Origin of the sequence: Telluribacter roseus, assembly GCF_017355915.2 — a bacterium.
GTDB lineage: Bacteria > Bacteroidota > Bacteroidia > Cytophagales > Spirosomataceae > Telluribacter.
Genome location: NZ_JAFEUV020000014.1, coordinates 77,866 through 101,671, shown reverse-complemented (window position 1 = coordinate 101,671; position 23,806 = coordinate 77,866). Strand labels below are relative to the sequence as shown.

Here is a 23,806-nt window from a genome sequence, read left to right as displayed (position 1 = left end):
TACAAGCTGTGAATACGACACAATCTTTTTCATTGGAAGGCAAATTAGCCTTGGTGACCGGCGGAGGTACCGGCATCGGACTGGCTACTACCCAATGCCTCGTCGAGGCCGGAGCCCGGGTGGTCATAACGGGCCGCCGCGAAGAAATGCTGAAAGAAGCCGTAGATACCCTGGGCGAAAGGGCCTACTACGTAGTCAACGACGTGACAGATCGGGCGAAGCTCCCGGCCCTGGTGCAGCATATTGAAAAGACCTGCGGCCCCATTGACATACTCATTAACAATGCCGGGATTAACATGAAAAAGCCGGCGCTGGATGTAACAGACGAGGAGTTTGACCGTATTCTGATGACCAACCTCAACGCGGTATTCTCCCTGACCCGTGAGTGTGCCCGCCACATGATTGCCCGCCGGAGCGGCTCTATCCTGATGATCTCCTCCATGGCTGCCTACTACGGCATAGATCGGGTAGCCGCCTACGGAGCCTCCAAGACGGCGCTGGAAGGTATGATCAAGATCCTGGCGTCGGAGTTTTCGCCGCACAACGTCCGCATCAATGCCATTGCTCCCGGCTTCATCGAAACGCCTATGTTCCTCAAAGCCATGAACGACGACCCGGACCGTCTGCGGCGTGCCATGAGCCGTACGCCGATGGCGCGGCTGGGCGCTCCCAAAGACATTGGGCTGGCGGCGGTGTTCCTCTCCTCCGAAGCCGCTTCGTTTATTACGGGGGTGTCGCTGCCGGTGGATGGGGGTAATTCAATTGGATTCTAAAAAATGAGCCGCCAACTCCCTGGGGAATCGGCGGCTCATTTATGTATAACCAGTACTACACCTTAGGCCAGAGCCGACTGCAGGTTTTCGTTGATGGCTTCGAGGAACTCCTCCGTGTACAGGAAGTGCTCACCGTGCTTCACGTCGTTACCGTGTACGATGATTGCCAGGTCCTTCGTCATTTTACCACTTTCGACGGTCTCGATACATACGCGCTCGAGAGTCTCAGAGAAGTTGATCAGCTCCTGGTTGTTGTCCAGTTTACCACGGAACGCCAGACCGCGGGTCCATGCGAAGATGGAAGCGATCGGGTTGGTAGACGTAGGACGACCCTTCTGGTGCTCGCGGTAGTGACGGGTAACGGTACCGTGGGCAGCTTCAGCCTCCATAGTACTTCCATCGGGAGTAACCAGTACCGACGTCATCAGACCCAGTGAGCCAAAGCCCTGCGCTACCGAGTCAGATTGTACGTCACCGTCGTAGTTCTTACAAGCCCATACGAAGCTGCCGCTCCATTTCAGAGCCGAAGCTACCATGTCGTCGATGAGGCGGTGCTCGTATACGATACCCGCTTCTTCAAACTTAGCCTTGAACTCGGTGTCGTAGATTTCCTGGAACAGGTCCTTGAAGCGACCGTCGTATTTCTTAAGGATGGTATTCTTGGTAGAGAGGTATACCGGCCAGCCCTTCTGCAGACCAATGTTCATACATGAGCGAGCGAATCCACGGATAGACTCGTCGAGGTTGTACATACCCATGGCTACACCACCACCAGGGAAGTTGAATACTTCAAACTCCTGTACAGTTCCGTCCTCACCTTCAAACTTCATCGTCAGTTTACCTTTGCCGGGTACTACGAAGTCAGTAGCGCGATACTGGTCACCAAACGCGTGACGACCTACGATGATAGGTGAAGTCCAGGTAGTAACGAGGCGGGGTACGTTGCTCATCACGATAGGCTCACGGAATACAGTACCATCCAGGATGTTACGGATAGTACCATTGGGCGACTTCCACATCTGCTTCAGGCCGAACTCTTCTACGCGGGCTTCGTCAGGCGTGATGGTAGCACACTTGATACCTACACCGTACTGCTTGATCGCGTTGGCGGCATCAATGGTTACCTGGTCATTGGTTTCGTCGCGGTATTCGATGCCGAGGTCATAGTACTTGATATCTACGTCCAGATACGGCAGAATGAGTTTTTCTTTGATGAATTTCCAGATGATGCGGGTCATCTCATCCCCGTCGAGCTCAACGACCGGATTAGCAACTTTAATTTTGTTCATGTGGTAATAAAATTAGTAGCCAAATATTATTTGTTTCAACATCGGCCCAAAAGTACAAAATCTAAGCTAAAAGCCGAAGGTTAGATACAGATTGGTGCTTTTGTGGTACTTGATAGTACTATTCAGAGCGTAAAGGACTTTACCAGTATATAATCAATAGTGCCCCTGGGGGTGGTATATACATTGATTTCTTTAAGTCCATGTACCCCTTTCCAGCGGCTCAGGGAGTCTGTCTTACTATCGGGTGGTGTGGCGGGTAGGCCCAGCAGGGGGAGTGCATCCCGTACGGGAGTAGAATCTGGCGGATTGACGGTGATCCAGTCGGCCATGTCGTTGATATAGACAATGCGGACGAGGCCATTCTTGTAGATGTACTTCTGGCAGTTTTTGCAAACCGTCAGTTCCTCCTGGTTCAGGGGCTGAAAGCTGCTCGTCAGGCCCAGGATGTGTTCAAGATCCTCCTGCGTCTGGTTGGCTATTTCCTTGATAACGATAATGGGCGTAACTGCGGGCCCCTGCGTCTCCTTCCTGGTGGAGGCGGGTTGAGAGTTACAGGCGCTGGTAAGGATGCAGAACGAAATGGCAAGGAAGAAAGCTTTCATGGTAAAAGTAGACCTGCTATTTTTAGGTGTAAAAGCCCCACACTGCTTTTTTATACCAATCAAACCTGCATCTGCCTTATGTCATCACTCATTGCCTGGTTCGAAATACCTGCTACCGATATCAACCGTGCCGCTCAGTTTTACGGAGCCCTGCTGGCTACTGACCTGTCCGTACTGGACCTGGGAGCGCTCAAAATGGTACTGCTGCCTGAGGGCGGCGCACTGGTACAACACCCTACCGCCTACCATCCCTCACACGAAGGCCCGCTGCTGTACCTCGACGGCGGCGATGACATGACGGAGCTACTCAGCCGGGTGGAGATAGCCGGAGGCCGCATCATCCGCGAAAAAACGCAGGTTAGCCCCAGCTTTGGCTACATGGCCCTCTTTGAAGACACCGAAGGCAACCGCTTAGCAATACGTTCGCTTGGGTAAGGTGCTTTTTTCACCACAGAGTTCTCTGAGTTATAGCGCGGAGTTCGAGAGAGTGAAAAAGAACTCTGTGCCCTCTGTGCTTACCTCTTATTTACTCTGTGGTAAAACACTTCTGCCTACTACTTATTCACCGGGCTCTGCACCTTTACATTCTTATTCTCAATCCGCGAAAGCTCCTTCAACTGCCCCGACTCAAAGTACTGATCCATTTTCAGGAGGTTCTCCCTCGTGACAGCCATGGCTGAGTCGGTAGGGGCGTAGTTGATGTAATCCTGCACCAGTATACCCCCCACCTTCTTGGGGTTATAGGCTTCGCGGAAGCGCAGGCCGGTTTCGTCGGTATAGTAGAGGTACGCCAGGTAGTCCAGGGAGAAGTCGTTCTTGTCGAACCAGTAGACAAATTGGTCGCTGAAGTCTTTACCACCACCTTCCTGAGCAAAGGATACATGTACTTTGTGGTACGTCTTGCCCTTAATAGTGGCCTCGCCTATATATTCCTTCTTAACCGCCGGGTCGTTGAGGGGCTGGGGGAGCAGCACGAAGTACGCTACCGAATTCACGGAGTTCTGGTACTTGCTCATGGTAGTATCGGGTACGTTCTGTCGCTTGCCGTTGATGGTGCGGTAGGCTTCTTCGTTGGTGAGTATGTCGCGTACGTCGGCGCCCGTCGAATCTTTCTGATGGCGCTCATACAGGAAGCGTCCCCCTTCACGCTCTACTACGTAGTGTTTATCCCGGAAATCAAACTCCATCCGGAACCCTTCGTACGCCTTACCGCCGTGGAAATCGATGGCACCGTCTACGGCGGATTGGGCCGGATCGGAAGAGGACTGGCAGGATACGATAAAAAGCAGACCTAGTAAAATCAGCGGGAGAGCGTAGCGCATGAGAAGCTGGTTGTGGTTAGTTTTGTTGAAAAATAACTTTTGTGATAAGGTTAGGTACTACATAAATAGCCTTCGACCATGAAATTGTTAAAGCTACTAGCTAAAAGCTAGCGCCTAATCACCTATATAACCTAAAAATGAAAAAAACAGTCCTCTCCCTGCTTCTTATAATCCAGGTATCGGTACAACTTATGGCTCAGGCACTGACGCTATGGTACGACCGGCCCGCCGAGCGGTGGGAAGAAGCCCTTCCGGTAGGTAATGGTAGACTCGGAGCGATGGTATGGGGAAAGGTAGGTGAAGAACTAATCCAGCTCAACGAAGCTACCCTCTGGTCGGGTGGCCCCACCAGCACCAATGCCAATCCGGACGCGTCAAAGTACCTGCCCGAGATCAGGAAGGCCCTTTTTGCCGGAGACTACGCTACCGCCCATGAGCTGACTAAAAAGATGCAGGGATTGTACACCGAGTCGTACGAGCCACTGGGCGACCTGCTGATCAGGATGGATGCGGCGGGCCAGCCTACCAGCTACCGCCGGGAGCTGGATATAGCTAATGCGGTGGCTACTACGCGCTTTGTGGTGAATGGAGTAGAGTACCAGCGCGAAATTCTGTCGTCAGCGCCGGATCAGATGATCGTAATTCGACTAACCGCCAGCAAAGCCGGTGCCTTAAACTTTACGGTAAGTACCAGGAGTCCCATCCGATTTACGAATGCAGCGATCAGCCCTACCGAGATAGCGATGCGGGGCAAAGCGCCCGCTCATACCGATCCTAATTACGTAAACTACAATCCTGAACCCGTCGTCTACGATGATCCTACCGGCTGTCGGGGTATGCGGTATGATATGCGGGTGCGGGCCGTCAATAAAGGAGGAAAGGTAACTTCTGATGCTAACGGGCTGCGGGTGGCGGGCGCGACGGAGGTGGTCCTGTTTGTGTCGGCGGCAACGAGCTTCAACGGCTTTGACAAGTGCCCGGATAAAGATGGGAAGGATGAAAAAGCCCTGGCAGAGGGGTACCTTAAGAAAGCAGTAGTCAAGCCGTACGATGTAATAAAGAAGGCGCACGTGCAGGACTACAAGCGGTACTTCAATCGCGTAGCACTGACGTTGAATGACAACCAGGTACCTAACCTGCCTACCAACGAACGCCTGAAGCGCTATACGGCTGGTGCCAATGATCCGGCGCTGGAGTCCATGTACTTCCAGTACGGGCGGTACCTGCTTATATCCAGCTCGCGGACCGGAAGTCCGGCGGCTACCCTGCAGGGCATATGGAACCCGCACGTACAGCCGCCCTGGAGCAGCAACTACACCACCAACATCAACGCTCAGATGAACTACTGGCCGGCCGAGGTAACCAACCTGTCGGAGCTACACCAGCCGCTGATCAATCTGATCAAAACACTGTCGGTGACGGGTAAGGAAACTTCCAAAAACTTCTACGGTACCGACGGCTGGGTAGTCCACCACAATGCCGATATCTGGGGAGCAGCCAATCCGGTAGGCGACCTGGGCAAGGGTACTCCGCAGTGGGCCAACTGGATGCTGGGCAGCGCGTGGCTGAGTCAGCACCTGTACGAGCACTACCGCTTTACACAAGATAAAAAGTACCTGCAGACTACGGCCTACCCGCTTATGAAAGAGGCGGCTGAGTTCTGCCTGGACTGGTTGGTGGAAGGTCCTGATGGGTACCTGGTGACGGCTCCCTCTACCTCACCCGAGAACCTCTTCATAGGACCAGACGGTAAGCCATACGATGTAACCATCGCTGCCACCATGGATATGTCGCTGATCTGGGACCTGTTTACCAATATTATCGAGGCTTCCGAAGTGCTGGGTACTGATGCCGACTACCGGAAGATGCTGCTCGACAAGCGAAGTAAGCTGTTCCCGCTGCAGATTGGCAAGAAGGGTAACCTGCAGGAGTGGTACAAGGACCACGAAGACCAGGACCCGCAGCATCGTCACGTCTCGCACCTCTACGGACTGCACCCCGGACGACAGATTTCTCCACTAACTACACCCGAATTTGCTCAGGCAGCTCAGAAAACGCTCGAGATCCGGGGCGACGGCGGTACGGGCTGGAGTAAGGCCTGGAAGATCAACTTCTGGGCACGCCTCCTCGACGGCGACCACGCTTATAAGCTCCTGCGCGAACTCCTGCACTATGTAGGTCACGACAATCCTGAGTACAAGGGTGGAGGTACTTACGCCAACCTGTTCTGCGCCCATCCGCCCTTCCAGGTCGACGGCAACTTTGGTGGTATAGCCGGTATGGCCGAGATGCTGATCCAAAGCCACCTGGACGCTATCCAGCTACTCCCGGCGCTTCCCTCCACCTGGCAGAAGGGCTCGGTTAAAGGCTTACGCGCCCGTGGTGACTACGAAGTTGGGATGGACTGGACCGGGGGCAAACTCACATCCGCCACCGTACGCTCCGAGGCCGGAGGCGAATGCCGCATCCGGTCAGCGGTACCGCTACGGGTAGAGGGAGTACAATCACGTCGGGAGGGGGATGTACTTGTTTTTAATACGGTAAAGGGAAAGACATATCGGCTGGTGCGGGAGTAGGGGATACCTCCTATTTACGGAATCATTTAACAAGATCAGGATTCAGCAGTTTCAAGATAAAGGTGAGTTGATAAAGACAACCTGCTTCACATTTTAGACTAGTCAATACGATTATATAGTATGCGTACCAACCGACTGAAAGAACTCTGGCGTCAGAATGGCACAGCCACCAATGCCTGGGTCACCATCCCTTCCTCCTGGACCGCCGAAATACTGGCTCATGCGGGTTTTGATGCCCTGACCATTGATGCCCAGCACGGTCTGGCCTCTGATCTGTCGGCCATTCTTCCGATGCTGCAGGCCATTGGTACTACCGATACGGTGCCCCTGGTGCGCGTGCCCTGGAATGATCCGGCTACGCACATGCGTATGCTGGATGCCGGAGCGCAGGGCATTATCTGTCCCATGATCAACACGCGTGAAGAGGCGGAGCAGTTTGTGGGAGCGTGCCGGTATCCGCCCGTGGGGTACCGCAGCTATGGCCCCTTACGCGCGGAGCTGCACCTGGGTAGCGACTACTTCCAGCGTTCCAACGAAGAGATACTGACGCTGGCCATGATCGAGTCGGCCAGTGGATTTAAGAACATAGAAGACATAGCCCAGACTCCCTCACTGGACGGATTTTACATCGGCCCCTGGGACCTGAGCCTGGCGCTGGGCATCCAGAGGATCGCGGACTTTGAGGATACACAGCTGCTCAATGCCATTGATAAGGTACTCAGTGTAGCGACCAAATATGGTCTGATGGCCGGGATTCACTGTGGTACTCCGGAGGTCGCCGCCAGGATGAAGGAGAAAGGTTTCCACTTTGTAACTTCCACGGTAGATACACCCCTGCTTAAAAAAGCCGCCGCTGATGTCGTAAAGCGGTACGGGTATCTGATAGGAAAATAAACAGGAACAAGCCTGATGGCTATTCGATTCCTGTAGTTTTATAAGCGGCTTCTCCATGATAAGGAGAAGCCGCTTATCCTTTAAGGATATCGTCTTCCTCTGTTTTTCGTTATTATTACACCATAATGAATCTATAAATCTACATGATGCTACGAAGACTAGTACTTGGGGTACTTTTGGCGGTCGGTATACATAGTACCTACGCCCAGAGCAACCCCAATGACGTAAAAACATTTACTCTGCCCAACGGCATGAAGTTTCTGGTGCTGGAGGATCACTCAATCCCTACCGCCAACATGTACCTGTTCTGGAAAGTAGGTGCCCGCAATGAGGTACATGGTATTACGGGGCTGTCGCACTTTTTTGAACACATGATGTTCAACGGCTCCAGGAACTACGGCCCCAAGCAGTTTGACCGGGTAATGGAAGCCAACGGCGGCTCCAACAACGCCTACACTACCGAAAACGTAACGGTCTATACCGACTGGTTCCAGAAGGATGCGCTCGAAACGATCTTCAAGCTCGAATCAGATCGGATTGCCAACCTGTCTATTGATTCGGCTATGGTAGAAAGTGAGCGAGGGGTAGTACTGTCGGAGCGCAGCACCGGCCTCGAAAACAGCAACTACCGGGTCATCAGTGAAGTGGTGAAGTCGGTGGCTTTTCAGGAACATCCGTATATGTTTCCGGTCATTGGCTTCGAGTCGGATATCAAGAGCTGGACGCAGCAGGACCTCGAGAACTACTTTAAGACCTACTACTCGCCCAACAATGCTACCGTAGTAGTAGTGGGTGATGTGACCGTAGATCAGGTACGTCGACTGGCTAATCAGTACATGGCGCCCATCCCGGCGCGCGGCCTGCCGCCCAAAGTACGGACCGTAGAGCCGGAGCAGAACGGGGAGCGTCGTGTCACTACCTATAAGGACATTACGACACCTAACCTGATGCTGGCCTATCATACGCCCGAAACCGGCCACGCCGACTACTACGCCCTGGATCTGCTGAGCAGCCTCCTGACCTCGGGTAACTCGTCGCGGCTGGTGAAGTCGCTGGTGATGGATACCACCATAGCCGCCCGGATATTTACCAACTTCCCCGAAGGCTTTGATCCTAACCTGTTCTACATCTACGCCATAGCCGGTGATGGCGTATCGGCGCCTGAGCTGGAAAAAGCCATACTGGCGCAGTTGGATAAGGTAATCAAGGAAGGCGTAACCGATACTGAGCTACAGAAAGTGAAGAACCAGAAGCTGATGGAGTTTTACCGTACTATGGAGACCATCAACGGTAAGGCCAATAGCCTGGGTACCTACGAGGTATTCTTTGGTGATTACCGCAAGCTCTATGAAGCCCCTAAGCTCTACGAAAAAGTAACACCCGCCGATATTCAGCGCGTAGCGGCTAAGTACTTCACCGAACGCAACCGTACCGTCGGGTATCTGCTACCGGAGAAGGGGAAGTAAGGCGGCCGCCGCTGCGGAAGGTAGGAAAGGATGAAGGGAGAAAAGGAGAAAAGCAGGAAGGAAAGAAAAACAAAATCAAATCACCGTATCGGGAGGTACTCCTCCGTTTTACCGCTTACGGCATATAGCTTAAAGCTACTATAAACTATGAAACATATATTTTTAGCGTTGTTGGGTCTGCTTACGCTGTCGGTCCAGGCGCAGAATAACTTTAAGGTACCTAAGTACGAGAAGTTCAAGCTCAAAAACGGCCTGACCGTGTACCTGATGGAACAGCACGAGGTGCCTCTAATCAATGTATCGGCCGTGTTTGATGCGGGATCTATTCACGATGGGGAAAAGTACGGACTGGCGAGCCTGACCGCCGATGCGCTGACCTTTGGTACGCAGAAGTACACCAAAGAGCAGATCGAAGAAATTACCGACTACGTAGGGGCCAACCTGAATACAGGTGCCGGTAAGGAAAGCGCCAATATAGGTATGTCATTCGCGGTGAAGGATCAGGATAAGATGCTGGATATACTGCAGCAGGTACTGATGTACCCCGTCTTTAATGAGACTGAGTATGCCAAGCACAAGCAGCGTACCCTGCTGGAACTGACCCAGCAAAAGGAGAGCCCACGGGCGGTAATTGGCAATTATTTCAACCAACTGGTTTTTGATAAACATCCTTACGCCACTCCCAGCGGAGGTACCCGTCCTACAGTAGAAAAAATAGGTACTGCTGACGTAAAAGAATTTTATCGTACTAACTACACCACCGACCGGGCGGCCATCGCGGTAGTAGGCGACTTCAATACTGCCGCTATGAAGAAGAAGATCACCTCTATGTTTGGCGGGTGGAAAACAGCTCCGGGCCGAATGATTAAACGCTCCGCTCCCGATCTGTCTTTTGACAAGAGCCGGGTACTGTTGGTTAACAAAGGGGACGCGCGTGAGACTACCTTCCTGATTGGTGGAAGAGGCGTAGACTACAATAATCCTGACTATGTACCTATCCTGGTGGTGAATACCATACTGGGTGGCAGGTTTACCTCGTGGCTCAACGATGCGCTGCGTGTCAACTCGGGGCTGACCTACGGGGCCGGTAGCCGTTTTAGCCGCCTAAAGCACGGAGGGACGTTCTACATCAGTACCTTCACCAAGAACTCCACTACCGTACCGGCCATTGATATGGCACTGGGCGTGCTGGACAGCCTGCACCGCACAGGACTGAATGAGGAAATACTGGCGTCGGCGAAGGCGTATGTGAAGGGAGATTTTCCACCGGAGTACGAATCGGCCGGAGCTTTGGCGCGTTTGCTTACCGACATGTTCATCTATGGCTTTGACGAAAGCTACATCAATACCTTCCAGAGTAAGGTGGATGGCCTCACGGTAGCCCAGGCCAATGATATTATCAAAAGGTACTTCCCCAGGGAGCATCTTCAATTCGTACTAATAGGTAAGGCGGATGAGATAAGGGATCAGGTGAAGAAATATGGCGCTGTAACGGAGAGAGACATAAAAGAGCCGGGCTTTTGACCGGGCCACAGCAGGCTGCTACATAAGTTACCGGAGAATAGTCCAAGAAAAAGCCCTCGTCCACACTGGCCGGGGGCTTTCGTTATTCTGATGGAAATTAAATTCTTTGTAATGATAGCGTTTTTTAGCCTAAATATCAAATTAAGACTCAGAGCATTAGTACTTCTTCAGTAGCAGCAGGTTCTTCTACCCGGGGCAGACGTATTGTTGCTAGCAATTGTTCTTCCAGCATAGCAGCCCAGGTACCCAGGTACAGCACTACATCATCCCTGACGTTGTGACGCAGGAAGCGTTTCTCCTCGGGCAGCCTTTCCAGTACCTGCCGGTCCGACAGACGTTCGAGGTGCTTAAGGTCCTCAGCCGATAGGCCTATGCTGAGCATGTCAGCTATAAGCAGGTCTATTGGCAGACCGCTCGTAGGGCAGTAGTCGTTCATTTGCTCGTTCCAGTCGCCGCGTCCGACGGCCAGTGCGTATTCATGAATCTCGCCTTTGCTCAGTTTGGTTAGCTCCTGGGCCAGGTTACCGCAGTTGCAGCTACCCATGTGGCCCCACTGGTAGGGAGCACCATCGGCCAACTTCTTGGCAGTACGCCTCAGGGCAGCTATTAGTTCAGGATTAGGTCTTGCCATGGCTTCATATCTGGTTTTTCCCTGTAAAGAATAGTACCTAATCAACGTCTGGTCAGAGCATAATGTTTCATGAAAAAAGGCAGCCTGCCGGAGAGCAAGCTGCCTTTCTATATACGTTATAAAGCCCTGATTAAGCGGCAACGGCGGTGCGCGCCAGCTCTACCAGATCTTTGTCGTTTACTTCTTTCTTTACATCAGCGATATCCAGGAAGCGCTTGTACAGGTCGTCCAGCACAGGCTTCTCAAAAGTAAAGCCTAGTAGCTCCAGACGGTGCTTCAGAGCATGACGGCCACTGCGTGCAGTCAGCACGATGTCGGACTTGTCTACGCCTACATCGTGCGGGTTCATGATCTCGTAGTTGAGGGTGTGCTTCAGGAAGCCATCCTGGTGGATACCCGACGAGTGTGCAAAGGCGTTACGACCTACGATAGCTTTATTAGCCTGGATTGGCATACGCATCATTTTGGATACCATCTGGCTGGTAGGGTAGATGAGGGGCGTATGGATGCCGGTTTCAAAACCTAGCTCTTTATGTACTTTCAATGCCATTACTACCTCTTCCAGTGAGGTGTTACCGGCGCGCTCACCGATACCGTTCATGGTTACCTCTACCTGACGGGCTCCTTCGCGGATACCGGCCAGCGAGTTGGCGGTAGCCAGTCCCAGGTCGTTGTGGCAGTGGATAGAAATGGTAGCCTTATGGATGTTCTTCACGTTTTCGTAGATAAACCGGATCTTGGCGCCGTACTCCTCGGGTAGGCAATAACCAGTCGTATCAGGTATATTCACTACGGTAGCTCCGGCCCCAATCACAGCCTCTACCAGCTGAGCCAGGAATACCAGATCAGCACGACCGGCGTCTTCGCAGTAAAACTCTACATCTTCTACCTTGGTGCGGGCGTACTTGGTAGCATCTATGGCGCGCTCAATGATCTTCTCACGCGTCGTATTGAACTTATGCTGGATATGGATGTCTGACGAGCCAATACCCGTATGGATACGGCCACGCTTGGCGTACTGAAGAGCTTCGGCGGCGGCGTCAATATCGGCCTGTACGGCTCTGGAAAGGGCGCATACAGTAGGCTCCTGTACTGCTTTCGAAATCTCAACTACCGAGCGGAAGTCGCCCGGGCTTGATACGGGAAATCCAGCTTCGATCACGTCCACGCCTAATTTTTCAAGATGCTGGGCCACAACGATCTTTTCCTCAGTCGTCAATTGGCAGCCGGGTACTTGCTCGCCGTCACGCAGGGTGGTATCGAAGATGTAAACTCGCTGGCTCATTAGGGGTATTGATTTATGGTTAAACTACGAAATTACTATTTAATCAGGCAATAAAAAAACCCTTCCCGGTGTGAGAAAGGGTTTTAATTTTTATGCAAAACCACATCTTTCTCACACCTTTACGATGTAATAAGAAGGAGAAGGATTAGGTTTTGAGCTATCGGTTTCATATTCTGTTGCGAAATTTCGCCTTTTGCGATTTTCTTCTGCAAAGGTAGAAGATCTATTGAATTCACCAAATGAAATAGATATGAATTGCAACAGAATAAAAACTTTAGATTAATTCGAGTATTTTCTGGCCGATCGCCTCTGTGTTCAGGATTTGCTCAGCAGGAGTAGTTGAGTCAGCAATGTCGCGGGTACGGTAGCCAGCTTTTAGGACCTGATCTACAGCATTGATAATAGCGTCAGACTCTTCTTTCAGGCCAAACGAAATATCAAGTAGTAGGGCAGCCGAAAGTACAGAAGCCATAGGGTTGGCTACGCCTTTGCCCGTAATGTCATGTGCTGAACCATGGATTGGCTCGTATACGCCGGTACTTTCACCAACAGAAGCTGAGGCCAGCATACCCATAGAACCTGCGATCTGGCTGGCTTCGTCTGTCAGGATATCACCAAACAGGTTGGCTGTAACCACTACATCAAAACGACGTGGGTCCTTGATGAGCATCATGGCCGCGGCGTCTACAAACTGGTGCTCTACTTCTACATCAGGGTACTCAGGGGCAATGGCCTGTACTACTTCGCGCCACAGGCGGCTGGTCTCGAGTACGTTAGCTTTATCTACCGAGCAGAGCTTCTTGCGGCGGGTACGGGCGGCTTCGAATGCTTTGCGGGCGATGCGCTCTACCTCGTACTTGCTGTAAGCGGCAATGTCATAGGCTGAGTCGCCGTCATCTTTACGACCTTTTTCTCCAAAATAAATATCACCGGTCAACTCACGGAAGAAAAGAATATCAGCACCTTTCAGGATCTCAGGCTTGATCGATGATGCTTCGAGCAGCTCATCGAACAGCTTGATGGGGCGCAGGTTGGCAAATAGGCCCAGTTCCTTACGCATCTTGAGGAGTCCCTGCTCTGGACGTACCTTGGCAGTAGGGTCGTTGTCGTATTTGGGGTGACCTACGGCTCCGAAAAGAACGGCATCGGAGGCCCGCATCTTGGTAAGTGTTTCGTCGGGTAGGGGATTACCGGTAGCTTCGATGGCTACGTGGCCGATCAGCGCCTCGTCGTAGGTGAATTCATGACCGTACTTCTCAGCGATTTTTTCAAGTACTTGTTTACCAACGGCGGTTACTTCCTGACCGATTCCGTCACCGGGAACAACTAATATATGTTTCTTCATTTTGTAAGTGAAAGGCACTAAAAGGGTAGTGCTAATAAAAGTTATTGTTTAGTAGATAATTCTGGTTCGGTGGCTACCAGGGCGGGTATGGCTAGCTCACAGGTCTGATCGATAAGGTTCAGCATCTTCTGCGTTGCTTTGATAGCCGACACCGTCTGATCTGAATCCAGCCCCCTCGTTTTGACCTCTTTGTTATCAATAGCCCAGGTAATGATAGTTTCGCAAAGGGCGTCCGTTTTACCACCGGGAGGTATGCGTACGGTATAGTCAGTCAGCATAGGCAGGCACATATTCAGCATACCGTAGATCTTCTTCAGGGCGTTCATGAAGGCGTCGTACTGACCGTCGCCCTGCGCACTTTCCTCAAAGATATGATCTCCGATCTGTACCTGCAGCGTAGCTGAGGGTTTGAGGTTCTTGGAGTGAGTAAGTACGTAGTTGAGTATGATTACCTTCTCCTCAATGGTGTTGCTGTCCAGTACATCGGATATGATGTAGGGGAGGTCGTCGCGGGTAACCATCTCCTTCCGGTCGCCCAGTTCAATGATCCGCTGAGTTACCTTCTTGAGATCCTCGTCGGATAGCTTAATACCCAGCTCCTGCAGATTCTTCTCAATATTGGCTTTGCCGGATGTTTTACCCAGTGCGTACAGACGCCTGCGTCCGAAACGCTCGGGCATCAGGTTGCTGAAGTACAGGTTGTTTTTCTTGTCGCCATCGGCGTGGATACCGGCCGTCTGCGTAAAGACATTCTCACCTACAATGGGCTTATTGGCCGGAATACGTACACCTGAGAAGGTCTCCACCAGCTTGCTGATCGAGTACAACGACTGCTCGGCCACCGACGTCTCCACCTCGGGCACGAAGTCTTTGAGTACGGCTATGGCACTAGCCAGCGGCGCGTTACCGGCCCGCTCGCCCATACCATTGACGGTTAGATGCAGCCCCTGAACCCCCGCCCGTATAGCCTCCAGTACATTGGCTGTACCTAAGTCATAATCGTTGTGAGCGTGGAATTCGAAGTGCTGGCTGGGGTAGCGATCTACAATGGATTTTACGTATTCGTAGGATTCGGCCGGAGTCAATACACCCAATGTATCAGGGAGCAGGATACGCTTGACCGGCTGGGTAGCCAGGAAGTCCAGAAACTCGAACACGTACTCGCGGGAGTTGCGCATACCGTTGCTCCAGTCTTCGAGGTATACGTTGCTTTCGATACCATTGGAGCGAGCCAGCTCAATAACCTGAGCGATATCTTCAAAGTGCTCCGCGGGGGTCTTTTTGAGCTGGTACTTAAGGTGGTTCATGGACCCCTTGGTAAGCAGGTTCATGACCTTGGCACCGGCTTTGAGCATCCAGTTGATCGACGCCTCACCATCTACGAAAGTAAGTACTTCAATCCGGTCAATGTAGCCGTTCTGACTGGCCCACTCGGTAATTTTTTTGACAGCCTGAAACTCACCATCTGATACCCGTGCCGAGGCTATTTCAATTCGGTCTACCTTCACTTCCTGCAGGAGCAACTGAGCAATGGTCAGTTTCTCTGAGGCAGAAAACGACACTCCGCTGGTTTGTTCACCGTCGCGGAGTGTCGTATCCATTATTTCTATATAACGCTTGGGCATATCTGAAGGAGCTGTAAGCTATGTGCCTTTATATGTGATGACTTAACGATCGTTTGAGCTTACTGCTTAAGACTAGTAGCTTAATAAGGTCTTGCTGCTTCAAAGGCCCGGATATCCTCCTTCATGGCCTGCAGATAGTCAATATCATCGTAGCCATTCATCAGATTGTGCTTCTTGTAGCCATTGATCTCGAATGACTCCTGCTCGCCGGTAGCCACGATCGTAATAGTCTGCTCGGGCAGATTTACCTCCAGCTCAGCCTTAGGATCAGCCTCAATCGCCTGGAAGATCTTATCCAGGAACTCAGGGCTTACCTGTACCGGCAGTATACCTACGTTCAGGGAGTTGTTCTTGAAGATATCGGCAAAGAAGCTGGATACTACGCAACGGAAGCCATAGTCGTAAATGGCCCAGGCCGCGTGCTCACGGCTCGATCCACTTCCGAAGTTTTTGCCACCTACCAGGATGCTGCCGGAGTAGATCGGGTTATTGAGTACGAAATCTGCTTTGGGAGTACCATCGGCATTGTAGCGCCAGTCGCGGAACAGGTTGTCGCCGAAGCCTTTACGCTCGGTTGCCTTCAGAAAGCGGGCAGGGATGATCTGGTCGGTATCCACGTTCTCGATGGGCATCGGAACGGCGGAGCTTTTTAGTATGGTAAATTTATCGTAGGCCATTTTTGTAGAGCTTTATGCTTTAAGCTGTAGGCTATATGCCTCAGCTTTTGCTGTTTATTTTCTTTTCTAAATGATAGAGTTTACGCTTAACCAGGTTGACTTTGCTGTCTATATCTTTATAAGTACTTTCTTCTATATATCGTAAGTCGTAGCAGAGCTGGATCAGGTATTCAACTTCATGCGCGGAGCCTAGGGCAATATGAATAAATCTTGCAAAGTCAGCATCGCTACTTCTTCCGCAGCCTTCACTTATGTTAGTTGGAATGGATACCGCAGCTCTTCGTAGCTGGCTGGTTATTCCATACTGCTCGTTGGCAGGAAATCCATTACTTATTGAATAAATATCTAACGTAAGCGCATGTGCCGATTGCCAAACCTCATACTTCCTAAAATCGCGCATTTCTGGAGCTTTAGGCTTTACGCTGTAAGCTATAGGCTAAAAGTTAAAAAAGCTTATTGCCTACAGCTTACAGCCTACAGCAGCTTTTATAGCAATTCCCGTGGATCCGTTACACGTCCGGTTACGGCGGCAGCGGCAGCTACCAGCGGGCTGGCGAGAAGGGTACGCGCACCAGGACCCTGACGACCTTCGAAGTTGCGGTTGGAGGTACTTACTGCGTACTTACCCGCCGGGATTTTATCGTCATTCATAGCCAGACAGGCTGAACAACCCGGCTGACGTAGCTGGAATCCGGCGTCGGTAAGAATATCCAGAATACCTTCTTCTTTGATTTGCTGCTCTACAATATGTGAACCCGGTACGATCCAGGCGGTAATGTTATCGGCCTTCTTACGGCCTTTTACAATAGAAGCAAAAGCACGGAAGTCCTCGATGCGGCCATTGGTGCAGCTACCGATAAATACGTAGTCTACCTGCTTGCCTATCATGGATTCGCTTTCATCAAATCCCATGTAGTTAAGGGCTTTGTCGTAGGTAGCTTTGCCACCTTCTACCTCTTCGGCCGTCGGAATACTCTTGGATATACCCATGCCCATACCCGGGTTGGTTCCGTACGTAATCATAGGCTCGATATCCGCCGCATCAAAAACGTATTCTTTATCGAAAGTAGCGCCTTCGTCTGTCTTGAGAGTCTGCCAGTAAGCAACCGCTTTGTCCCACGCCTCGCCTTTAGGTGACTGCTCGCGTCCATTCAGATAGTTGAAGGTAGTCTGGTCAGGAGCGACCATACCACCGCGAGCACCCATCTCGATACTCATGTTACATACGGTCATACGGCCTTCCATGGTCATATTCTCGAATACATCCCCCGCGTACTCTACAAAGTACCCTGTGGCACCGGCAGAAGTAAGCTTGGCGATGATATATAGGGTAACGTCCTTAGGAGTTACGCCTTTGCCCAATGCACCGTTAACGGTAATGCGCATTTTCTTGGGCTTAGGCTGCATGATACACTGCGACGAGAGTACCATCTCTACTTCCGAAGTACCTATACCAAAAGCGATAGCGCCAAAAGCACCGTGTGTAGATGTATGCGAGTCACCACATACGATAGTCATGCCTGGAAGAGTAATACCGTTTTCGGGTCCTATTACATGTACAATACCATTCTTGGCGTGGCCGAGTCCCCAGTGCGAGATACCATACTTGGCAGTGTTGGTCTCCAGGGCCTTCAGCTGGTTGGCCGAAAGAGGGTCAGCTACGGGAAGGTGCTGATTGATCGTAGGGGTGTTGTGGTCGGCGGTAGCGAAGGTACGCTCAGGGTACATCACACCAATACCACGGGTCTCCAGGCCGAGGAATGCTACGGGGCTGGTTACTTCGTGGATAAAGTGGCGGTCGATGAAGAGAATATCCGGACCATCTTGAATCGAACGGACTACGTGGGCATCCCACACTTTGTCGAAAAGGGTACTTGCAGGCTTACTCATGGTATAGCTATGGTTTTGTAATATGCTGGGTTGGGATCAGCAAAAGAGCTGACTCTCTCGTGCAGGTGGTTATGTACCTGAATCGGGAAAACAAATTACCGCAGAATAGTACAAATAACGATAACGCAAAACGCTCAAAAAATAGCGGTTTTGGTTCAGTGGCTCTTCTTGGGCGTAAATCCGTATTTCTCCTTGTAGGATTTGATAAAGTGAGAGACACTTTCGTAGCCTATCTCGGTACTGATTTCGGATACGTTCTTAGCCGTATTGCGGAGTAGAAAGTCGGCGTGCTCGAGGCGTCTGTTCTTGATCCAGTGCGCAGGAGATACCTCAAACTCATCCTGAAAATCCCGCTTAAAAGCCGACAGGCTACGGCCGGATAGGCGAGCTAGTTCGTTGAGAGTAAGCGGCTTGAGGTAGTAGCTATTCATCAGAAAAGTCAGGTCGGCCTTCTGTCCTTTGTAGAGGCTGTACAGGATAGCCTGCAGCTTACCCGACTGATCAATCTCTAATAAATGCAGGAGCAGTTCCTGGAATTTGAGCCGGAGAAAATGGTTCTTCAGCGAAGTCTGGTTGCGGAAGTAGGGGAACACCGAGTTGACAAACTGGGAGAAGGTATCGTTGGACCGGAGAAGCAGGATGGGGGACTGCAGGGGGGAAGTACCTTCCTCAGAATCAAAGAGCTCTGAGTGTAGCCCCACAAATTCTTTCAGCAGCTTCTCGTCAAAGAAAAATACCAGACTCTTGTACGACTCATTGATGGACTCCGACATCAGGTAGAAGCCCCGCTGTATAAACAGGATGTCACCCTTTTCGACGTGTACTTCCTGCGTAGGATTTATAAATTTTTTCTCCCCTTCCAGTACTACTATGACCGCGTGCTCCTCGAAGAATACCTCATAACGGGAGGGATATACTTCATTACGGTAGGCCACGAAGGTCATGTCCTGAATCTTCAGCGATTCAAATTCCTGGGCACTTATGTCAGAAGGTACGCGTAGCAAGGGGAGGAATGGATTACACCAAAAACTGGAACATGTTAGGCTGGTCATTGAGGTACTCGTACACAATGCGGCTCTCGTTCATCCGCTGGATGAGGGGCTCAAAATCCTCCCGGTTTTTTAGCTCTATTCCTACCAGGGCCGGTCCCTGCTCGCGGTTGGTTTTTTTGACGTACTCGAAGCGGGTAATGTCATCCTGCGGCCCCAGTACATTCAGGAAGTCACGGAAGGCCCCGGCGCGCTGCGGGAAGCGGATGATGAAGTAGTGCTTCAGTCCCTCGTAGAGAAGGGAGCGCTCCTTGATCTCTTCCGTACGGGTAATGTCATTGTTACCACCCCCGATCAGAGCCACTACGTTTTTGCCTTTGATTTCCTCCCGGAGCTGATCCAGTACCGCTACGGTCAGGGCTCCGGCGGGTTCGGCTACGATGGCTTCCTCGTTGTAGAGCTGCAAGATAGTAGAACATACCTTGCCTTCGGGTACGAGCAGGATGCGCTCCAGATTCTGTCTACAGATCTCGAAGGTCATGTTACCGGCCCGGCGCACGGCGGCACCGTCCACAAACTTATCAATGTTTTCCAGCGTAAGTACATGGCCTTCTTCGATAGCCCGCAGCATGGTAGGTGAGCCCATTGGCTCCACGCCGATGAGCTTGGTCCTGGGAGAGAGTTGCTTAAATACAGTAGATACACCCGCGGCCAGTCCGCCGCCGCCGATGGCCATCAGCAGGTAGTCGATCTTGAAGTCCGCATCTTTGAATATTTCCAGGCCTACGGTACCCTGCCCTTCCATGACCTGTACATCATCAAAAGGGTGGACAAAGGTAGCATCGTGGGTTGACTGGTACTCCATAGCTGCATGGTAGGCATCATCGTAGGTATCACCTACCAGGTGGATATCCACCCACTCCTTACCGAAAAAGCGTACCTGCTTGACCTTCTGAGCGGGCGTTGTGGTAGGCATGAATACAGCCCCTTTAACCCCCAGCTTGCGGCAGGCGTAGGCTAGTCCCTGCGCGTGGTTACCCGCACTGGCGCACACCACTCCATTAGCCAGAGCCTCCTCCGACAGACTCGCCATCTTGTTGTAGGCGCCCCTAATCTTGTACGAGCGTACGATCTGCAGGTCTTCACGCTTCAGATAGATATTAGCGCCAAACATCTCCGACAGGTGCAGATTATGCATCAGCGGAGTATGGGTAGCTATATTGCGAAGGCGCTCAGCCGCCAGGAATATGTTATCCAGCGTAGGGGACGTGGTGCTAGGTTCGGTCAGTGGCTTCATGAAGTGTAATTTAAAAAAAGACCTTACGGAATTCCGTAAGGTCTAACAAATTTACGCAAAGGGATCAGGTTTTCCGAACCCTGACCCATTACAGGTATATTAGCTGCGCTCAGGGCGTAGGCTACGTACGGTAGTACCTGCCTGCCACATTTCTGACTCACGCAGTTCGCGTAGTTCTTCTTCCAGTTTCTCGCGGTAGTCAGACTGTGAGTTACGGGTGATAGAGATACGAGCCTGCTCGCCTGATTTTACAGAGTTATATAGTTGCTCAAATACCGGCTTAGTAGCATCACGGAAAGGCTTCCACCAGTCCAGAGCACCACGCTGAGCCGTAGTAGAACAGTTAGCGTACATCCAGTCCATACCGTTCTCGGCTACGAGTGGCATCAGTGACTGAGTCAGCTCTTCTACCGTTTCGTTGAAAGCCTCAGAAGGTGAGTGTCCGTTAGAGCGCAGTACTTCGTACTGAGCTGCAAAGATACCCTGGATAGCACCCATCAGTGTACCACGCTCACCAGTCAGGTCAGACGTTACCTCACGGTAGAAGTCTGTCTCAAACAGGTAGCCTGATCCTACACCGATACCCATAGCGATACACTTCTCACGGGCTTTGCCGGTAGCATCCTGGAAGACAGCAAATGACGAGTTAAGACCTTTGCCTTCTACGAACAGACGACGCAGTGAAGTACCTGAACCCTTAGGAGCTACCAGATAAACGTCAACATCGGCAGGAGGAACGATACCAGTCTGATCTTTGTACGTTACACCAAAGCCGTGTGAGAAGTACAGTGACTTACCAGGAGTCAGGTACTGCTTTACAGTAGGCCATAGTTCGATCTGAGCTGCATCCGACAGAAGATAGCAGATGATAGTACCTTTCTGAAGAGCTTCTTCGATTTCAAATAGTGTCTCGCCAGGTACCCAGCCGTCAGCTACGGCTTTGTCCCATGACTTACCACCTTTACGCTGGCCAACGATCACATTAAATCCATTATCACGCATGTTCAGGCTCTGGCCAGGTCCCTGTACACCATATCCGATTACAGCAATGGTTTCGTTGCCTAGTACTTCGCGGGCTTTCTCAAGAGGGAACTCTTCGCGGGTCACTACTTCTTCTTCAACTCCGCCGAAATTTAATTTTGCCATTTTTGATTGGGTAATTTAATTGGTTAAAATAGATATAAGGAAAGTTCTTAATACAGAGTAATTAGATTTTCTGACGGTGGGCATAGATGCGACGCTGATCTACTTCTTTGATCAGAGCGAAGCCCGCCTGATCCGGATTAGCCAGAAAAGCCTGATACGAAGGATCCCCTTTGAAATACTCGTGCATCGGCTTATTGATGATCACAGCATTGATATCATTCTCCCGCAGGAAGCCCTGGAAGCTTTCCGGACGCTCGTTGTCGTAGAAGTAGAAGGTCCAGTCCTCACGGATGTACCGGCTGTACGTGATCGGGTCGCCGCCCAGCAGATTGACCTCTCCCTCCAGGTTCAGGCCCTGCAGCTGGTACATAAAGTCACGCTTGGGCGTAGGTTCGTCCTGGGCGTTGGCCATCAGGCGGGGAGTCAGGAATACCACCATGAACAGCAGATTAACCGCCGCCAGCGTGTAACGGCTACGCAGGAAGCTCAGTGAGCCCACGGATACCCGGCGGAACGCCAGGTTGGATAGCAGCACCCCTACCAGCGGAATGTACAGCAGGTAAAAGTGGTACAGGAAGTAGTGCGGACGGGGGTACATGGTGGTGGTGGTGATGATCGACGGCACCAGCGTCAGGAACAGGATCACGCCAAACTCCTTGTACCGCTTGGCCGTTTCCCACAGGTTGGAGGCATACCTCCGGTAGTCGATCATGGCCAGGAACAGTAGCCCCAGCAGCGGGAAGATGTACCGCTTATGCGGGAATGGGAACAGGTCCAGCATCATCTGCACGTACTCGGTGGCGTACTGGAATGAGTCTCTCACCAGCCTTACAATATTGGTCTGCACGTGCCGTACTACCAGGTCCGGACGGGTTTCGATGGCATCGCGTATGGATACCAGCCGGTGGCCAAATATCTGCTCGTTGATCTCATTGAAGTGCATCCAGGGCGACAGGTTGATCTGGCCCGGATACCACTCCAGGTAGTTGATAGCCATGTATACCTTAAAGGTCCAGAAGCTGCGGTCGTTCTTGCGGATGGGCGTACCCAGGAGTACCGCCGACACCAGCACTATCGAAAACAAGGTAGCAAACTGCCGGTAGGTCTTTCTCCTATAGGATATGTACAGAAGCCACAGGATAATGAGCCCACAGGCTACGTACATTTCGGGACGGATGTAGGAAGCCAGCCACACCGTAATGCCGGCAATCATCAACTGCTTGATAAGATTACCGGAAGCAAAGTTGGATATAGCCAGACCCGCCCCCAGGAAGAGTACCGTAAAGTGTGTCAGCTTGGGCAGGAGCGGGAAGTTGAGTCCCGAGAACATAAACAGCAGCACCAGCCATACGCTTACCCATACATTGACGCGTAAGCTACGCAGGAGAGCGTACAGGGCTATACACGGCAGCGACACCATCGCTACATAGTTAATATAGTAGGTCAGGATAGGATCCTTTGTCAGCATCTGGATACCCAGCTGCCACAGGCAGTAGATTACCGCGTCATCGGGCCCACGGTACTTGCCTTTGAGATAATCCATAGCAAACCCCCAGTAGAGGTCATCATCGTCGGAGAATACATCCAGACGATCGCTAAGGTTGTAATTCAGAACAATTAATCCTACTAGTACTATTCCTAAACCTAAGAGGTCTTGTTTGGGTATACGTTTCAATCTTTCAAGCATACTACTATCGGGCTTTAATATAGTACTGGGCGCCTACGGGTAGCCAGTCTAGGTACTTTTCGTATGGAATAAAAGCGGCTAAGGGCTTCGGGAAAAACACGATGTAGTGTTTTGACAAGCGCTGATAGCCTGCCTTGCGGATATTTTTGATCATATCCTTGGCGGGAATCATCTTACATCCCTGGTCAAACTCACAGGTGTCAAAGGCAGCCTTGGTGAGGGGGTTGATCGGATTATGTTCAAAGATGTACAGGTACCCATTGGGGCTAAGCAGCGTACGCAGATGCTCCAGTATACCCAGACGCAGGTCCGTTGGAATATGGTGGAACACGTTCGCCGCAAAAATAATATCAAAAGGCTTGTCGTACTTCAGCTCCGTTACATCCGTAAAATGCTGGTAGGTAACGTTCGGAACCGCAATATTGCGCTGGATAGCCCGCTCGATGGATTCCTTGGATACATCTACCGATGTGGTATGTGCCGTAGGCAGATACTTCTGGATGAATTTTTCACTTTTACCTATGCCACACCCGAAGTTCAGAAACCGGATCTCGCGGCCGTTCACTGGTGTTTTACCAAAGTCAGCGGCCAGTGTCTTGATCTTGTGCTCATCAAAGTAGCTGGGGTGAAAGCCGGAGGCTTTAATATTGTCTTTAACTAAGGTTTCGTAGTTATCTGCATAATCATCAAAATCAGGTAACTTCTCGGGTTCTTCGGAGTATTTGGCTTGCATATAGGTAATTGTGTGGTCGTCTTATGGGTTGTTGCCGTAAAGCTAAGTAATTAAC

21 protein-coding genes are annotated in these 23,806 nt (G+C 51.4%); 6 read left to right on the top strand and 15 right to left on the bottom strand.

From position 1 onward, the window contains the following. Positions 1 to 8 precede the first annotated feature (8 nt). Positions 9 to 773 (top strand): SDR family NAD(P)-dependent oxidoreductase, encoded by a 765-nt coding sequence (locus tag JTN23_RS21145; RefSeq protein ID WP_409049466.1) that lies wholly within the window; start codon positions 9 to 11, stop codon positions 771 to 773. A 62-nt stretch (positions 774 to 835) separates the two neighbouring features. Here the strand turns inward: JTN23_RS21145 and JTN23_RS21140 are convergent, their stop codons facing one another. Both JTN23_RS21140 and JTN23_RS21135 read right to left on the bottom strand, forming a co-directional pair. Beyond that, complete coding sequence (locus JTN23_RS21140; RefSeq protein WP_247237055.1) at positions 836 to 2,062, bottom strand: NADP-dependent isocitrate dehydrogenase; 1,227 nt, start codon at positions 2,060 to 2,062, stop codon at positions 836 to 838. A 122-nt stretch (positions 2,063 to 2,184) separates the two neighbouring features. Continuing rightward, entirely contained in the window at positions 2,185 to 2,664 is a 480-nt protein-coding gene (locus tag JTN23_RS21135; RefSeq protein ID WP_247237054.1) for a hypothetical protein, read from the bottom strand. 78 nt (positions 2,665 to 2,742) lie between these two features. Here JTN23_RS21135 and JTN23_RS21130 point away from each other — a divergent pair, with 78 nt between their 5' ends. Then, a complete protein-coding gene (locus tag JTN23_RS21130) occupies positions 2,743 to 3,099 on the top strand; it encodes a VOC family protein (RefSeq protein ID WP_247237053.1) in 357 nt (118 codons plus the stop codon). 119 nt (positions 3,100 to 3,218) lie between these two features. On the opposite strand, the gene JTN23_RS21125 is transcribed toward JTN23_RS21130, so the two are convergent. Next, a complete protein-coding gene (locus tag JTN23_RS21125; protein ID WP_247237052.1) occupies positions 3,219 to 3,986 on the bottom strand; it encodes a DUF6503 family protein in 768 nt (255 codons plus the stop codon). Positions 3,987 to 4,123: 137 nt separating this feature from the next. Here JTN23_RS21125 and JTN23_RS21120 point away from each other — a divergent pair, with 137 nt between their 5' ends. The 4 genes from JTN23_RS21120 (at position 4,124) to JTN23_RS21105 (ending at position 10,446) form a co-directional block, all read left to right on the top strand. Next, positions 4,124 to 6,562: a glycoside hydrolase family 95 protein gene (locus tag JTN23_RS21120; protein ID WP_247237051.1), complete on the top strand. Its 2,439-nt coding sequence runs from the start codon at positions 4,124 to 4,126 to the stop codon at positions 6,560 to 6,562. A 120-nt stretch (positions 6,563 to 6,682) separates the two neighbouring features. After that, the gene (locus JTN23_RS21115; protein WP_247237050.1) at positions 6,683 to 7,456 is read left to right on the top strand and encodes an HpcH/HpaI aldolase family protein; all 774 of its coding nucleotides are present in this window, start codon (positions 6,683 to 6,685) and stop codon (positions 7,454 to 7,456) included. 146 nt (positions 7,457 to 7,602) lie between these two features. Next, positions 7,603 to 8,922, top strand: a complete 1,320-nt coding sequence (locus JTN23_RS21110; protein WP_247237104.1) for a M16 family metallopeptidase — start codon at positions 7,603 to 7,605, stop codon at positions 8,920 to 8,922. Positions 8,923 to 9,069: 147 nt separating this feature from the next. Beyond that, on the top strand, positions 9,070 to 10,446 hold the full coding sequence (locus JTN23_RS21105; protein WP_247237049.1) for a M16 family metallopeptidase: 1,377 nt from the start codon (positions 9,070 to 9,072) through the stop codon (positions 10,444 to 10,446). Positions 10,447 to 10,594: 148 nt separating this feature from the next. On the opposite strand, the gene JTN23_RS21100 is transcribed toward JTN23_RS21105, so the two are convergent. The 12 genes from JTN23_RS21100 to JTN23_RS21045 all read right to left on the bottom strand — a co-directional run bounded on the left by JTN23_RS21100 (position 10,595) and on the right by JTN23_RS21045 (position 23,751). Next, the gene (locus tag JTN23_RS21100; RefSeq protein ID WP_247237048.1) at positions 10,595 to 11,077 is read right to left on the bottom strand and encodes a hypothetical protein; all 483 of its coding nucleotides are present in this window, start codon (positions 11,075 to 11,077) and stop codon (positions 10,595 to 10,597) included. A 130-nt stretch (positions 11,078 to 11,207) separates the two neighbouring features. Next, positions 11,208 to 12,362: a 2-isopropylmalate synthase gene (locus JTN23_RS21095; RefSeq protein WP_247237047.1), complete on the bottom strand. Its 1,155-nt coding sequence runs from the start codon at positions 12,360 to 12,362 to the stop codon at positions 11,208 to 11,210. A 274-nt stretch (positions 12,363 to 12,636) separates the two neighbouring features. After that, entirely contained in the window at positions 12,637 to 13,707 is a 1,071-nt protein-coding gene (leuB, locus tag JTN23_RS21090) for a 3-isopropylmalate dehydrogenase (protein WP_247237046.1), read from the bottom strand. A 41-nt stretch (positions 13,708 to 13,748) separates the two neighbouring features. Further along, entirely contained in the window at positions 13,749 to 15,332 is a 1,584-nt protein-coding gene (locus JTN23_RS21085; RefSeq protein WP_247237045.1) for a hydroxymethylglutaryl-CoA lyase-like TIM-barrel protein, read from the bottom strand. Between the two features lie 80 nt (positions 15,333 to 15,412). Further along, entirely contained in the window at positions 15,413 to 16,009 is a 597-nt protein-coding gene (gene leuD / locus JTN23_RS21080) for a 3-isopropylmalate dehydratase small subunit (RefSeq protein ID WP_247237044.1), read from the bottom strand. A gap of 40 nt (positions 16,010 to 16,049) precedes the next feature. Then, entirely contained in the window at positions 16,050 to 16,409 is a 360-nt protein-coding gene (locus JTN23_RS21075; protein ID WP_247237043.1) for a four helix bundle protein, read from the bottom strand. Positions 16,410 to 16,495: 86 nt separating this feature from the next. Continuing rightward, positions 16,496 to 17,899, bottom strand: coding sequence for a 3-isopropylmalate dehydratase large subunit (gene leuC / locus JTN23_RS21070; RefSeq protein WP_247237042.1), 1,404 nt, complete (start codon positions 17,897 to 17,899; stop codon positions 16,496 to 16,498). Positions 17,900 to 18,054: 155 nt separating this feature from the next. Continuing rightward, the gene (locus JTN23_RS21065) at positions 18,055 to 18,903 is read right to left on the bottom strand and encodes an AraC family transcriptional regulator (protein ID WP_247237041.1); all 849 of its coding nucleotides are present in this window, start codon (positions 18,901 to 18,903) and stop codon (positions 18,055 to 18,057) included. 13 nt (positions 18,904 to 18,916) lie between these two features. After that, a complete protein-coding gene (ilvA, locus tag JTN23_RS21060; RefSeq protein ID WP_247237040.1) occupies positions 18,917 to 20,185 on the bottom strand; it encodes a threonine ammonia-lyase IlvA in 1,269 nt (422 codons plus the stop codon). Between the two features lie 99 nt (positions 20,186 to 20,284). Beyond that, complete coding sequence (gene ilvC / locus JTN23_RS21055) at positions 20,285 to 21,331, bottom strand: ketol-acid reductoisomerase (RefSeq protein WP_207507634.1); 1,047 nt, start codon at positions 21,329 to 21,331, stop codon at positions 20,285 to 20,287. A gap of 61 nt (positions 21,332 to 21,392) precedes the next feature. Then, the gene (locus tag JTN23_RS21050; RefSeq protein ID WP_247237039.1) at positions 21,393 to 23,018 is read right to left on the bottom strand and encodes a hypothetical protein; all 1,626 of its coding nucleotides are present in this window, start codon (positions 23,016 to 23,018) and stop codon (positions 21,393 to 21,395) included. 4 nt (positions 23,019 to 23,022) lie between these two features. Then, on the bottom strand, positions 23,023 to 23,751 hold the full coding sequence (locus JTN23_RS21045; RefSeq protein WP_247237038.1) for a class I SAM-dependent methyltransferase: 729 nt from the start codon (positions 23,749 to 23,751) through the stop codon (positions 23,023 to 23,025). Between the last annotated feature and the right edge of the window lie 55 nt (positions 23,752 to 23,806).